Annotated in this window: 11 protein-coding genes; 2 read left to right on the forward strand and 9 right to left on the reverse strand. The window is 46.6% G+C overall.

The features are described from left to right. Positions 1-42: 42 nt before the first annotated feature. The 4 genes from VCHENC03_RS13900 to VCHENC03_RS13885 form a co-directional block, all read right to left on the reverse strand. Positions 43-1,023, reverse strand: a complete 981-nt coding sequence (locus VCHENC03_RS13900) for a J domain-containing protein (protein ID WP_009705863.1) — start codon at positions 1,021-1,023, stop codon at positions 43-45. Between the two features lie 76 nt (positions 1,024-1,099). Next, positions 1,100-1,759 carry an OmpA family protein gene (locus VCHENC03_RS13895; RefSeq protein ID WP_005443271.1) on the reverse strand — a complete coding sequence of 220 codons (660 nt, stop codon included), beginning with the start codon at positions 1,757-1,759 and terminating at the stop codon, positions 1,100-1,102. Between the two features lie 165 nt (positions 1,760-1,924). Further along, positions 1,925-2,620: a DUF2786 domain-containing protein gene (locus tag VCHENC03_RS13890; RefSeq protein WP_005443269.1), complete on the reverse strand. Its 696-nt coding sequence runs from the start codon at positions 2,618-2,620 to the stop codon at positions 1,925-1,927. Positions 2,621-2,773: 153 nt separating this feature from the next. Further along, on the reverse strand, positions 2,774-3,457 hold the full coding sequence (locus tag VCHENC03_RS13885) for a DUF3334 family protein (protein WP_009705865.1): 684 nt from the start codon (positions 3,455-3,457) through the stop codon (positions 2,774-2,776). A gap of 258 nt (positions 3,458-3,715) precedes the next feature. On the opposite strand from VCHENC03_RS13885, the gene ydiJ reads away from it, so the two are divergent. Beyond that, positions 3,716-6,751 (forward strand): D-2-hydroxyglutarate dehydrogenase YdiJ, encoded by a 3,036-nt coding sequence (gene ydiJ / locus VCHENC03_RS13880; RefSeq protein WP_009705866.1) that lies wholly within the window; start codon positions 3,716-3,718, stop codon positions 6,749-6,751. A gap of 92 nt (positions 6,752-6,843) precedes the next feature. Continuing rightward, the gene (locus tag VCHENC03_RS13875) at positions 6,844-7,305 is read left to right on the forward strand and encodes a methyltransferase family protein (RefSeq protein ID WP_009705867.1); all 462 of its coding nucleotides are present in this window, start codon (positions 6,844-6,846) and stop codon (positions 7,303-7,305) included. A gap of 117 nt (positions 7,306-7,422) precedes the next feature. On the opposite strand, the gene VCHENC03_RS13870 is transcribed toward VCHENC03_RS13875, so the two are convergent. From VCHENC03_RS13870 to hutI, 5 genes are all read right to left on the reverse strand, one after another. Beyond that, positions 7,423-8,148 (reverse strand): DUF3581 domain-containing protein, encoded by a 726-nt coding sequence (locus VCHENC03_RS13870; protein ID WP_009705868.1) that lies wholly within the window; start codon positions 8,146-8,148, stop codon positions 7,423-7,425. Positions 8,149-8,406: 258 nt separating this feature from the next. After that, on the reverse strand, positions 8,407-9,942 hold the full coding sequence (gene hutH, locus VCHENC03_RS13865; protein WP_009697346.1) for a histidine ammonia-lyase: 1,536 nt from the start codon (positions 9,940-9,942) through the stop codon (positions 8,407-8,409). Positions 9,943-9,953: 11 nt separating this feature from the next. Beyond that, positions 9,954-11,651 (reverse strand): urocanate hydratase, encoded by a 1,698-nt coding sequence (gene hutU, locus VCHENC03_RS13860; protein ID WP_009705869.1) that lies wholly within the window; start codon positions 11,649-11,651, stop codon positions 9,954-9,956. A 113-nt stretch (positions 11,652-11,764) separates the two neighbouring features. Next, a complete protein-coding gene (hutG, locus tag VCHENC03_RS13855) occupies positions 11,765-12,778 on the reverse strand; it encodes a formimidoylglutamase (RefSeq protein WP_009705870.1) in 1,014 nt (337 codons plus the stop codon). 1 nt (position 12,779) lies between these two features. Then, a complete protein-coding gene (gene hutI / locus VCHENC03_RS13850; protein ID WP_009705871.1) occupies positions 12,780-14,030 on the reverse strand; it encodes an imidazolonepropionase in 1,251 nt (416 codons plus the stop codon). Positions 14,031-14,050 lie beyond the last annotated feature (20 nt).

Here is a 14,050-nt window from a genome sequence, read left to right on the forward strand (position 1 = left end):
CTTGGATTAAAAGCTCGCAAGATAAAGGTGTGTGGCTGAGTTTTACTCTTTTGTAACATTTTGTGAAATGGTTTTAAACGCCTGATTTAAACGCTTCATCTCTTCTTCACTTCCCCTGGAATCAGGATGGTAGAGTTTAGATAATTGTCTGTAGCGCAACTTCACTGCTTTACTGTCTGGAATAGTTTGCGGGGTATAGCCAAACATTGCACAAGCGACGAGAAGTTTTTGGTTCTCAGATTGACCTTTGATCTTCTTAAACTCTTTAAATACTTTTTCGAGTTGGCGCTTAAGTTGTTTATTGGCGAACTGAAGTTCTTTCACTTGTGTCTCTAATTGCAGAGAGCGTGACACTTCATTCGCTGCAGTGGCTTTGGTCTTTTGTGTGTGCCTGCGGTAACCGAATGCACCGCCTCCAAGCAGCAGAGCAAAGCCCAGAGCGCCAGAGGCATACCAAACGTTGGAGTTTTCAGCTTTCTTTGCTTGTTGAATCTCGATGGTCTCTTTCTGTTCTTCGTCTGTAGCTTGCTTATCCAACTCTACAATCTCAGAAACTTGTTTAGCTCTGAGTTGATTGAAGCGATCCTCCAAAAACTGGTTATAGGCTTCTTCTGCCTGAGGGTTTTTAAGTGCAGACAGTTGATACCAAGCTTCGACGAGATCAGAGTTCGATACTTCCGCTTGGTGGTGTTGGACAAAATCGGCCAACAAAAAGCCACGATCGGTAGGATCGTTTAGCGCAACAGAAGTGAACCAATAAATCGCTTGGGTGAAATCCGTGTTGCCAGTTAAACCGCGAGCATAATCTTCCGCTAATTGTTTTTGAGCAGGTAAGTAACCTTGATGTGCCGCTTGTTCTAGCCAATAACGTGCGTCAGTCGGTGATTCTGGATTGGGTTTCAATGCCAGTTGCTGCGCAAGGTCGAATTGGGCTTCAGGTTGTGTCGGGTTCTGAGAAGCAAATGCAGTGCTTGTAAGGCAGGCACTTAAAGCAAAGGTGAGGGCAGTGGTTCTGAAAGACATTGGGTATGTCAGGTCTAGCGAACAACGCTAGACCTGCTCCGGTAATAATTGTTATTACCGATATGGTGCAACCAAATTACTTCAGTGGCAAGATCTGGATTTCAACACGACGGTTGCAAGCACGACCTTCAGAAGTTTGGTTTGAGCAAATTGGGTTACGCTCACCGTAGCCACGTGCGATAGCGCGACCTGGTGCAACGTTTTGTGATACTAGGTACTGACGTACCGATTCAGCACGACGCTCTGATAGCGTTTGGTTGTAAGAATCGCTACCTGTGCTGTCTGTGTAACCATCGATCACAAGGCTTGTGTCTGGGTATTCAACTAGGATGCGAGCCACGCCACGTAGTGTGTTGTGGATGCTTGCGTCTAGTTGGTAAGAGCTTGAAGAGAAGCCAATGCCGTTTTCCATGCGAAGAAGCAGTTGGTTTTCGCCAACACGTTCAACTTGTACGCCAGAGTTTAATAGAGCACGACGCAGTTCCGCTTCTTGTTGGTCGAAGTAGTAACCAACACCAGCGCCTGTAGCACCACCAGCCGCCGCACCAATCAATGCGTGTTTACGACGTTCTTTAGCGTCGTCACCAGTCGCAAGACCAATTGCTGCACCCGCAATCGCACCGATAAGCGCACCTTGCGTAGTTGAGTTAGTTTCGTATTCACCTGTAGTTGCGTTTTGGCGTTGTGTTGCTTGACAGCCAGTAAGAGCCAGCACTAGCGCAAGTGCAATAGACATCTTTTTCAAGGGAAAATCTCCGTATAAGCCGAGGCGCAAGTGCGCCTCATAATGGGATGTGAATTATGGAATAGAAGGTATTGATATTTGTTATGCGAACGTCAGATTGATAGAAGCTTTGTAAGCTTTTTCTTATAGTTGGCGATGTTGTAATCAGTTCCAGAGTTATTTAGAAGGGTTATCCAACATTTTTCTCGCCTGCTCTCCGCCAACCCCTCGGTTAACGGAAACTTTGCGACCTTTTTTCAAGCCGACTTCGTAATCTGCAGTGATGTTCTTCATCGCTTCCTTGAGCTGTTTCTTGAACGTCTCACGGTCGATGTTTTTAAATTCTTTATCAATGTAGTTATTGATTTTGTTTGCGGATTCTTCGTCTGGTGAGATCACAGGTAGCTTTTCGAGCGCACCTTCTACCCAACCAGAAACGAACGAGTTAACACGACGCGTTACTTCCATTGAAGAAGTGCCTGAACCCGCGAAACTATTGCGGAACTGTCCGGTGCTTTCGTTCATCTCACGATAGATAATATCAAAGGCAAAAGCCGCAAAAATCGCGCGGTCTGCTTCACCGATAAACTCTACTCGTTTAAGCCCTTTATGGTTCAGAAGAACCGCCTCAACACCGAACTTAGTATTGATGCCGCGAATCACGCGCAATATCGTCGAGCTAATGCTGGCTGGCAAGAGGTGTGAAGACTGAGTCTTACCCATCTTGATAAACTCAATATCGTCCTTATCCAAGCCATATTTCAGCATGAGACGATGCGCCATCTTGATAGCGTTCGCCGCTTCATTAACGTTGGCGGAGTTGCCCAGTTCTAAACACTTGGCGATTTTTTTCAGAGCTTTTTGTTTATCCATCGACGACCAGTACCGGGAACTGAAAATTTAGGAAGTCGGATATATTACCTTTTTTGATGGAAAAACGGAATAACGATGGAGAGGGAAAACTGTGCTGCAAAAAGAAAGCCCCTTATGGAAAGAGGCTTTGAGAAAGGTCGTTGTTTGATAATGTTACAGACCAAGTTGGTCTAGCAGATCATCCGCATCACTTTTTGAGCTTGCTGATTCTGCTGCTTTTTTGTCAGCCATACTTTTGCGAGTGGCTTCTAAAATATCGTCCGGGCTTTCATCTTCAGCCACTTCAAACTCTTCAAGTTGGATAAACTCGGTCTTGTCCATCGCAAGTTCTAGGTAGAAGATATTATTGTTCTCTGTAGAGAAGGTGACTCGGCGCGCTTGAGGACGGTCTAGATTGGTATCAACTTGCAGGATCACCTGTTTGTTGAGCGAAAGCATTTTTGGTTGGTTCTGCGTGATATTTGTCTGCAGCTCTTTACGAATCTTATTCGTGAAGTCGCCGACCAATTGGTTCATCAACTCACCAAGCACATCGCCCACTTCATCTGAAGTGTGTGAGATCGCTAACTCTTCCTCTGGCATGCCCATATTACGCATGTAGTTGGTGTAAATCTCTAAGGCCGCTTTTGCTGTAAAGTTAATCACAACAAGACCAGTGAAGCCTCCATCAAACAATACAAAACAACCAAAATCCGGCTTGAGGCTGGTTTTGTTGATCTTTTGCACCATGGCAGAGTAGTTAACTTGAGAAGAGGTTGCTGAAGTAAGTACGCCAGAAACCGACTGGCAAAGTTTTAGAAGGATATCTTCAGTGGTTACAACTTTATTTTTTTTCATCCTGAAAGCTCATATTGAAAGGCTATTTCTTTTTCAATGTACGGCATCAAGCGTTACAAAATAAAGCATAAGTTTAATTCTTGTATTGAGATTCTGATTTGAACGCCTTTTTAAATGTTGTAAAGTGACGTAATTCAAAGAAAACAACCTCATTCATACCGCTAACTCGCCAATGGTTTTGGTCGTTGATGGTGAGAATGATTAAAAATTAGATAACCCGCAGCTGATTGGATCAGCGCAGTAGGGGGCAGGAAGCAAATGTTACCAAGATTACACTCGCAAACGGATGTCGATCCTCTTGTTCTTAGTTTTCTCAAAGAGCTTGAGCACTCCGGGTTCACTGGCGATATTGAAAGCCAATATTCTAGCCGTCTCGCAGTAGCCACCGACAACAGTGTCTACCAGCAACTTCCTCAGGCTGTTGTCCATCCCAAAACCACCCAAGACGTTTCCCTCATCGGTAAACTCAGCAACAAAGAAAAATACGAGCGTATTACCTTTTCTCCTCGTGGCGGCGGTACGGGGACCAATGGACAGTCTTTAACGAAGGGGATCGTGGTTGATTTGTCTCGCCACATGAACCAAGTTCTAGAAGTGAATGAAGAAGAAGGCTGGGTTCGAGTTCAAACGGGTGTGGTCAAAGACCAGCTGAATGATGCTGTTCGCCCTTATGGTTATTTCTTTTCGCCTGATTTATCAACCAGCAACCGTGCCACGATTGGTGGGATGATCAACACCGATGCGTCCGGTCAAGGCTCGCTTAAGTACGGTAAAACCTCTGACCACGTTCTTTCTCTTCAAGCGGTATTTGCTGATGGTTCGATTTTGGAATCCGACCTTTCTCATGGCTTGCCAAATGAAGGCGAGTTTGCCGAAACCGCGATGCGTGTGACGGAATCGGTATGCCGTGACAAGCGCCAGCAAATTAACGATAAGTTTCCACCGTTAAACCGCTTCTTAACTGGCTACGACCTTAAAAACGCATTTGATGAAGAGGCAGACAGCTTCGATATCACTCGTGTTTTGTGCGGCGCTGAGGGCTCGTTAGCGTTCATCACCGAGGCTAAGCTTAATCTAACCCGCATTCCTAAAGCTCGTACTCTGGTTAACGTTAAATACAACAGTTTTGATTCGGCTCTGCGCAACGCGCCATTTATGGTGGAAGCAAAAGCGTTGTCCGTTGAGACTGTGGATTCAAAAGTTCTGAACTTGGCGAAGCAAGACATTGTTTGGCACACCGTCAGTGATTTGATTACTGACGTACCTGATAAAGAGATGCTTGGCATTAACATGGTCGAATACGCAGGTCAGGATGAAGAGGAGGTTGCTTCTCAAGTCGCGTTCCTAACCGCCAAGCTCGATAGCATGCTAGAAACGGAAGAAGCGGGCATCATTGGTTACCAAGTATGCAGCGATGTAGCGAGCATTGGCCGTATCTACAACATGCGTAAAAAAGCCGTGGGACTATTGGGTGCTGCGAAAGGGCGCGCCAAGCCTGTGGCGTTTGCCGAGGACACTTGTGTTCCGCCAGAAAACTTAGCGGACTTTATCGTTGAATTTCGTGAGTTGCTAGACGCAAAATCACTTAACTACGGCATGTTTGGTCACGTAGATGCAGGTGTGCTTCACGTTCGACCTGCATTGGATCTGTGCGATCCTCACCAAGAAGCCTTGATGCATGAAATCTCGGATGAAGTGGTTAAATTGGTGGCAAAATACGGCGGTTTAATGTGGGGTGAGCACGGTAAAGGTTTCCGCTCTGAGTATGGTCCTGAGTTTTTTGGTGAAGAACTCTTTACTGAATTGCGCCGAGTGAAAGCCGCTTTTGACCCACACAACAAAATGAATCCAGGCAAGATTTGTACGCCCCTGAATAGCGATGCTGAGCTTGTCAAAGTCACTGATACCAAACGCGGCTACTATGATCGTCAGATTGACGTACAAGTACGTGATAGCTTCAAGCAAGCGATGGAGTGTAATGGTAACGGCTTGTGTTTTAACTACGACACAAGCTCGCCGATGTGTCCTTCAATGAAAGTCACTGCAGACCGCCGTCATTCGCCGAAAGGGCGTGCAGGTTTAGTTCGTGAGTGGCTGCGCCAATTGACTGAGCAGGGCATTGATATTCTCGACTTAGAGAAGCAGACGCTGGAAAACAAAACGTCCCTCAAAACCATGATCGACCGTGTGCGTCATTCGATTAATCGTCGTCATGAGTATGACTTCTCCCACGAAGTGTATGAAGCGATGAATGGTTGTTTGGCGTGTAAAGCGTGTGCGAGTCAGTGTCCGATTAAAGTGGATGTACCTAGTTTCCGTTCTCGCTTCCTCAATATTTATCACTCTCGTTACCAACGCCCGGCAAAAGACTACTTGGTGTCGAACATTGAGTCCATGTTGCCATTGATGGCCAAAGCGCCAAGTGTCGTGAATGGTGTGCTCAAGCAATCTTGGGTGCAAAGTCTAACGGCTTCGACGGTGGGTTATGTTGATGCTCCGTTATTGTCTGTACCGACTTTGAAAGAGCGAGTCGAGACGTTAACCACAGCTTATGACCTACAAGCACTAAGTGGCTTATCAAGTGAAGACAAACAAAAACATGTGCTGATTGTTCAAGACCCTTTCACCAGTTACTACGATGCAGAGGTGGTGGAAGATTTCATCAAACTGGTTAAGAAGTTAGGTATGAATCCGGTTCTTCTGCCATTTAAGCCAAACGGCAAAGCGCAGCACATCAAAGGTTTCTTACGTCAGTTTAAGAACACCGCGCAAGATACCGCGAAGTTCTTGGAGATGGTCGCGGACTTAGATATCCCATTGGTAGGAGTCGATCCTGCGTTAGTACTGTGTTACCGCGACGAGTATGCTGAAGTATTGGGTAGCAAGCGTGGTCAGTTTGATGTGCTGACTGTCCATGAGTGGCTTCACCCAAGACTGGGCGAGTTCGATGCTCTTGAGTCTAAAGAGCAAGCACCTTGGTATCTGTTCGCTCATTGTACTGAGAAAACCAAATTGCCAAATGCAGAGAAAGAGTGGGGAGCTATCTTCGCTCATTTTGGAGCGGTGCTGAACACTGTGCCTGTAGGCTGCTGTGGCATGGCAGGGACCTTTGGCCATGAAGTCGATAAGCTCTCGATGTCGCGTGAAATTTATGATCTGAGCTGGAAGCCGAACTTGGACAAATTTGACAACGAACGTTGCTTGATTACGGGGTACTCCTGCCGAAGCCAAGTCAAACGCTTTGAAGGGGTAAAACCTAAGCACCCAGTTCAAGCTTTGCTAACCTTGATATAATGCTTTACGAAAGCCCAGTCTAACTGGGCTTTTTATCATTTAAGAACCGTTACTGACGATGACAACGTTTTATTCTCATAAGGATATGAAGATTGAAAAAGCTTGAGCTTAAAGTGCCACCTGTCGCTTTATTTTTGTTGATGGTACTGCTGATGTACTGGCTGAAAGACGTCGTGCCAGAAATGAAAATTACCGTACCGTTTGTTGAGTTTGTTACTGCTGGGCTTGTTTTGATTGCTGGGTTTGTCGGCATTGCCGGTGTTTACGAGTTTCGTAAAGCCAAGACGACAGTAAACCCAGTGAAACCAGAAACTGCTTCGCTGGTGGTCGATACAGGCGTATTCGCTTACACACGCAATCCAATGTATGTAGCGCTTTTGCTTGTCATTATCGCTATTGGTCTGTGGTGGCAACATCTCAGTGTTATTTTGTGCGCTGTATTGTTTGTCGCGTACATGAATCGCTACCAAATTAAGCCAGAAGAGCGCGCTTTGGAAAGACTATTCGGTGAAGATTACCTAGATTATAAGAACCAAGTACGTCGCTGGATTTAATGAGTAAACAAACCGCAGATAACAAGAAAGCCCAGCATATTTGCTGGGCTTTCTATTGAATTTTCTTTTTTGGAAAGGAGCGGCAGGGCTTATCTGCAGGAGCATTGCTTCCGAAGACTAAGCTGCCTTAGCGAACTTTGCTAAGAAGGCATCCTTACGTTCGTTAAAGCGTTGCACCAAATCGTCAACTGCATCTTGGTCGTATGGTTTAAGGCCACTTGCCACCATACGCTTGATGCCTTTACCAACGACTTCACCGTCTTGTTTGAATGCAAAGTTTAATGTTACAACACCACGTTTGCCTTCCACATCGAACGTTGCGCCTGTGAAGTCGACTTCTGGGTGAGTCAGGTCTAAACGGCAGAACTCAACTTCCATGCTTTCGTAAATCACTAGTGGACGTTGGCAGTTGATCATCATCTGTTTCTCTTCCATTAGAGGAACCATGATGTGAGGGAAGTTCATGCCAGAGAATTGAACGTAGTTAGTCACCACGTGTTCAATGAATGCAGGATCTTGGTTTGTTTCGCCTTCACGAGACATGTGTAGGTATTCTTTACCTGCTTCATCGACCACGGCGCTTTCTTTTTCACACTTATTTTCGATGTGAAGCGCAACGCCGTCATTCACCATTCCAGAGAAATCAAAACGCATCTTTTGGCTCACGCCTTCTTTGCTCAGTAAGACTGCAAAAAGCAGATCGCCTGGAACGCAAAAGCGTTTGTTGTCTTCATCGTGAATAGGGTTGTAATCACCAGCTACGCGTTTTGCGAAGTGACTTGCTTGCTCACGAGTGAACTGAAATTGGTGATTAGTGTTTGAAAAATAAGGTGTTAGAAACATAATTTTTACGTAGTAACCAAAACTGTCAGGGATTATATGCGAATATCTGCGTAGCAATGGTCCATCCAGTGAAAACTTCACTGTATCTTAACAATGAAACGATAACGCAGCGGAATAAAGCACCAAAAAGAGCGCTTTTGTTATGCATTATTCAGTATGGTCATAAATCTGCGATTTACCATATTATTGAGGGACTTGATGCGTATAAATACAATAAAGGCTCCAAGAAGGAGCCTTTAGGGTCATTAGCACAATAGATTAATGCACGCTTGGCAGTAAGCTTTCTGGCATCAATGCGTTATGCAGAGCAAGCTTGAGTAGTGCATTGGCTTGCTCGATATCCGGCGCGAAGTAGCGGTCTTTATCGTAGAACGAGACTTTCTCGCGCAGCATTTGCTTGGCAATTTCGATACGCTCTGAAGATTTGTTTGGTGCACGGAAATCTAGCCCTTGAGCAGCTGACAAGTATTCAACCGCCAAAATGCCACGTGTATTCTCTCCCATTTCCTTTAAACGACGAGCAGCAAAAGTAGCCATCGAAACGTGATCTTCTTGGTTTGCGGATGTTGGCAAACTATCGACAGAAGCTGGGTGAGCCAATGTTTTGTTTTCACTTGCCAATGCTGCCGACGTCACCTGAGCAATCATAAAGCCGGAGTTCACGCCGCCATTGTCGACCAAGAAGGGAGGAAGCTTAGATAGAGCGCTATCTATAAGTAGTGCCATGCGTCGCTCTGACAAGCTACCAATTTCAGCAATCGCAAGTGCAAGGTTATCCGCCGCCATAGCGACTGGCTCTGCATGGAAGTTACCGCCGGAGATGATGTCATCATCTTCCGCAAAGACCAGCGGGTTATCCGACACAGAGTTGGCCTCCACTTGTAGAATGTCTGCTGCATTGCGAATTTGCTGCAAACAAGCTCCCATTACTTGAGGTTGGCAACGCAGTGAATAAGGATCTTGTACCTTCTCACAGTTGGTATGAGATTCACCAATCTCGCTGGTCGCCTCTAACAGGTGGCGGTACGCCAAGGCGGCATCCATTTGGCTACGATGACCACGAACACGATGGATACGTGGGTCGAACGGACGACGACTGCCTAAAGCCGCTTCTACTGACATCGCACCACAAACCGTCGCTGATGAGAACAGGTCCTCGGCAATGAACAAACCTTCTAGTGCAAATGCTGTTGACGCTTGAGTACCATTAAGCAGTGCTAACCCTTCTTTTGGAGCAAGAGTGATTGGCTCAAGACCGGCTATTTGCAGTGCTTCTAGACCTGAAATCACTTTGCCATTATGGCGAGCTTGACCTTCACCAAGAAGAACCGTACTCATATGAGCTAATGGCGCTAAGTCACCAGATGCGCCTACAGAACCCTTCTGAGGGACGCATGGGTAGACCTGAGCATTCACCAAATCAATCAACATGTTGATGACTTTTAAACGTAAGCCAGAGAAGCCACGAGCGAGGCTGTTGATCTTTAATACCATCATCAAACGAACGGTTTCGTCTGACATGAACTTGCCGATACCAGCCGCATGAGAAAGCACGATACTGCGCTGCAGTGTTTCCAAATCTTCTGGCGCAATGCGTGTATTTGCTAGCAAACCGAAGCCGGTGTTAATGCCGTAAACCGTTCGGTCTTCTGCAATCACTCGATCGACCACTTGAGTGCTTTCTTCTATTGCTGGAATCGCGTTTGGATCCAGAGTAAGGTTTACGGGTGAGCGGCTCACTTGGCGTAGTTCGTTTAAGCTAATATGACCTGGCTTTAGCGTTAAATTGAGCATGTCTTTCATCCTTACTTCAGCTTTTTCAGTTCTTCATTGAGCATTGGTAAATCCAGTTTTTGCTCAGCTGCACATTGTTTTGCGATGTCGTATCCTGCATCAGCGTGACGCATAACCCCCGTTGCTGGGTCATTATGTAGAACACGTGCAATGCGCTCTGACGCGTCATCACTGCCGTCACAACAAATCACCATGCCAGAGTGTTGTGAGAAGCCCATACCTACGCCACCACCATGGTGAAGAGATACCCATGTCGCACCCCCTGCGGTATTCAGCAATGCGTTTAGTAGTGGCCAGTCTGAAACGGCGTCTGAGCCATCTATCATTCCTTCGGTTTCACGGTTCGGGCTTGCTACAGACCCTGAGTCTAGATGGTCACGACCAATGACGACAGGGGCTTTGAGCTCACCGTTTTTCACCATTTCATTAAAGGCTTGACCTAAACGTTCTCGATCTTTCAAACCAACCCAGCAGATACGTGCTGGTAGACCTTGGAACTGAATGCGTTCGCGTGCCATGTCTAGCCAGTTATGTAGATGTGGGTTATCCGGGATCAGCTCTTTCACTTTTTGGTCGGTTTTGTAGATGTCCTCTGGGTCTCCAGACAATGCTGCCCAGCGGAACGGTCCGATGCCTTCACAGAATAACGGGCGAATGTAAGCCGGTACAAAGCCAGGGAAGTCAAACGCGTTCTCAATGCCTTCTTCTAAAGCCATCTGACGGATGTTATTTCCGTAATCGAGCGTTGCCGCGCCTCGGTTTTGAAGCTCCAACATAGCTTTCACTTGAATCGCCATCGACTGTTTGGCTGCTTTAACTACGCTCGCTTCATCTTGTAAACGCATGTCTGCTGCATGTGACATGCTCCAACCTTGAGGTAAGTAACCATTCAATGGATCGTGCGCAGAGGTTTGGTCTGTTACTACGTCTGGTGTGATGTTACGTTCTACAAGCTCCGGGAAGATATCTGCTGCATTGCCCAGTAGACCAACTGAAATGGGTGCGTCAGATTCTTTGATCATCGCTAGTGCCTCATCCAAAGACGTTGCTTTTTTGTCAACATAACCGGTGCGTAGGCGGTAATCGATGCGTGATTCGTCACACTCGACCGCAATCATGGAAAAGCCAGCCATGGTGCCAGCAAGAGGTTGAGCACCACCCATGCCACCAAGGCCCCCAGTTAAGATCCAGCGACCTTTGGCATCACCCTTAAAGTGCTTTTTCGCCACAGACACAAAGGTTTCATAAGTACCTTGAACAATGCCTTGTGAGCCAATGTAAATCCAGCTGCCTGCGGTCATTTGACCGTACATCATCAAGCCTTCTTTATCGAGCTCATTGAAGTGTTCCCAATTCGCCCAATGTGGCACTAAGTTTGAGTTCGCAATCAGCACGCGCGGCGCGTTTTTATGCGTCGGAAAAACGCCGACAGGTTTGCCTGATTGGACGAGTAAAGTTTGGTCATCGTCGAGTCTTTCTAACACTTCAACAATCTTATCGAAGCATTCCCAATTTCGTGCTGCTCGACCAATGCCACCATAGACGACAAGCGAGTGAGGGTGCTCGGCTACATCTGGATCAAGGTTGTTCATCAGCATACGAAGTGGCGCTTCCGTCAGCCAAGATTTGGCGCGCAGTTGTGTACCGTGTGGAGCACGAATTGTTCTGCTTGTATCAAGTCGTGGATCTTGTCCCTGGCGCTGTGTCATTTTAAGACTCCTTTAGTTTCACGTTTATATCCAAGTCTCTGCTTGGCTACTTCTCCTCAAATAACTAGGCATGAGAACCGACCATTATTCGAGTTAAGTGTTATTGAATTCGGTTATTTGGGTTTATGGTCTTTCTCTGCCATGGCATTGGCAATATCCCAGCACAGGCGTGCTGCCAATCGAGCCGTTTGGCTATCGACGTCATAAGTGGGGTTGTACTCTGCAATGTCTGCCAACATGAGTTTGTTCTTGTAATGCAGTATTCGATCGAGAAACGGTGCAAGGATGTCGTAGCTCACGCCTCTCGCTGCTGGCGCGCTTACCCCAGGTGCAGTTGCCGCTGGAAATACGTCCAAATCAATCGTCAGATAGAGATAATCACAGTCGTCGATAAAGTGCTGCAGCTGCGTTAAATGGTAGCTGTGGTTCATGTAGCAAAGCTGTTTGTCTTCCACATACCAAACATTGAGTTCGTCCGCTTTCTGGAATAGCGCTTTAGTATTGCTGCTGCGACTTACGCCAATGCAAGCGTAATGAAACTTCCAATCATTGCGTTGGCAGAAGTGATGGATTTGATTAAATGGTGTGCCTGAGCTCGGTTTTACATCTGCTAGCGAACTTTCAAAAGCGCGCAGGTCGAAATGCGCGTCGAAGTTGATAATGCCTATCTTCGGCTGCTTTTCTGGGTGATGAGTTTTAAAGTATTCGGCCAACCCAGAAAATGACGCCCATGCGATCTCGTGTCCGCCTCCTAATACCACGACAGGTGAATGGGGTAGTGCTTGAGCAACCGTGGCTGCGCATTGCGATTGGCTGCTCTCTAGTAAGTCGTCTTCGCAAACAACGGTGCCGAGATCGTAAAGTGGTGCATCTTGGTGCCAAGCGAGATTGGCTAGGGCACGACGGATCAAATCCGGTGACTTTTTCGCGCCGATACGGCCTTTATTTCTGGCAACACCCGCATCGGTAGCAAAGCCAAGGATTGAGACGCCTTCGCTTTTGTTCGGCAACTCTTCAACAGAAATATTTTTAATCACGTGGTGAACGCGTTTACCCAGTTCTCCATCTTCTGCATCGTGGCGGCCTTGCCAGTGAAATGGAGCGGTATTTGGATCTGATTGAGCCATGTTACAGTCCTCCGTGAGAGACATATTCACCATTGACTATACGACCTACCAAACGTTTTGCGCCGACTTGGTAACTGAGGTCTGCTGGGTGTTCGATATCCCAGATTGAGAAGTCAGCGTCATAACCGACTTCAATCACGCCACGAGATTCCCCATAACCCAATGCTTTTGCTGCGTTTTGAGTGACGCCACGCAGTGCTTCTTGAGGTGTTAAACGGAACAGAGTGCAAGCCATGTTCATCATCAGGGTTAAATCTGCAAATGGTGACGTGCCAGGGTTGATATCCGTCGCTATTGCCATTGGCACCTTGTGCGTTCTAAGTAAATCGATAGGTGGTAATTGGGTTTCACGTAAGAAGTAAAATGCGCCAGGGAGCAAGGTTGCCACGGTAGAAGAGTTGGCAAGGGCACGTACGCCAATTTCATCGAGATATTCAATATGATCGGCAGAAAGACCATTGTATTGGGCGGTTAGAGCCGTACCACCTAAATCAGAGAGCTGTTCAGTATGACCTTTCACATGCAAGCCATGTTTTTTTGCCGCTTCAAAGACACGCTCTGTTTGGACTAAGTTAAAACCTATCGATTCACAAAACACATCGACGCTGGTGGCGAGCTTTTCTTCTGCCACGAGGGGAATAATGTCATCACAAATGTGTTGGATATAATCGTCAGCACGGTCTTTAAATTCTGGTGGAAGTGCATGAGCGGCGAGCAGGGTTGTGGTGATTTTGACTTTGCGCTCTTGCTCTAAGGCTTTAGCTGCTCGCAGCATCTTAATTTCATCACCTAGCGTGAGACCGTAACCAGACTTAACCTCGATAGAGGTAACGCCACTGGCAAGTAACCCATCTAAACGTGGTAGAGCGAGCTCAATAAGTTGCTCTTCACTGGCAGCACGAGTGGCATGAACGGTAGAGAGAATACCGTCACCTTGTTTCGCAATCTCTTCATAAGGCACACCATTGAGGCGCATTTCAAACTCGTTGGCTCGATTTCCGGCGTATACAAGATGAGTGTGGCAATCAATCAAACCTGGCAACAAAAGCTTGCTTTGAAGATCAATGGTTTGTTCGTAGTGGTCCGGATTTAGGATGGATTCAGTTTCTGCGCTGTCTTTGCCTTTTGTTGCGGTGCTGAGTGCAACAATTTTTCCTGACCGAATGCCGACACGAGCAAGGGGAGAGGGTAGGTAACCTTGTTCTCCTTCTTGCATAGTGACGAGACGTGCATTTTCAATCAGCAAATCCATTCTGATGTTTCCTTTTGATT

Origin of the sequence: Vibrio sp. HENC-03 (assembly GCF_000305755.2) — a bacterium.
Lineage (GTDB): Bacteria > Pseudomonadota > Gammaproteobacteria > Enterobacterales > Vibrionaceae > Vibrio > Vibrio owensii.

Bases quoted from the DNA above. Each gene is read 5' to 3' on its own strand.
- VCHENC03_RS13885 (WP_009705865.1), bottom strand. From the start codon at position 3,457: ATGAAAAAAAATAAAGTTGTAACCACTGAAGATATCCTTCTAAAACTT.
- VCHENC03_RS13870 (WP_009705868.1), bottom strand. From the start codon at position 8,148: ATGTTTCTAACACCTTATTTTTCAAACACTAATCACCAATTTCAGTTC.
- hutH (WP_009697346.1), bottom strand. From the start codon at position 9,942: ATGCTCAATTTAACGCTAAAGCCAGGTCATATTAGCTTAAACGAACTA.
- hutU (WP_009705869.1), bottom strand. From the start codon at position 11,651: ATGACACAGCGCCAGGGACAAGATCCACGACTTGATACAAGCAGAACA.
- hutI (WP_009705871.1), bottom strand. From the start codon at position 14,030: ATGGATTTGCTGATTGAAAATGCACGTCTCGTCACTATGCAAGAAGGA.
- VCHENC03_RS13900 (WP_009705863.1), bottom strand. From the start codon at position 1,023: ATGTCTTTCAGAACCACTGCCCTCACCTTTGCTTTAAGTGCCTGCCTT.
- ydiJ (WP_009705866.1), top strand. From the start codon at position 3,716: ATGTTACCAAGATTACACTCGCAAACGGATGTCGATCCTCTTGTTCTT.
- VCHENC03_RS13890 (WP_005443269.1), bottom strand. From the start codon at position 2,620: ATGGATAAACAAAAAGCTCTGAAAAAAATCGCCAAGTGTTTAGAACTG.
- hutG (WP_009705870.1), bottom strand. From the start codon at position 12,778: ATGGCTCAATCAGATCCAAATACCGCTCCATTTCACTGGCAAGGCCGC.
- VCHENC03_RS13895 (WP_005443271.1), bottom strand. From the start codon at position 1,759: ATGTCTATTGCACTTGCGCTAGTGCTGGCTCTTACTGGCTGTCAAGCA.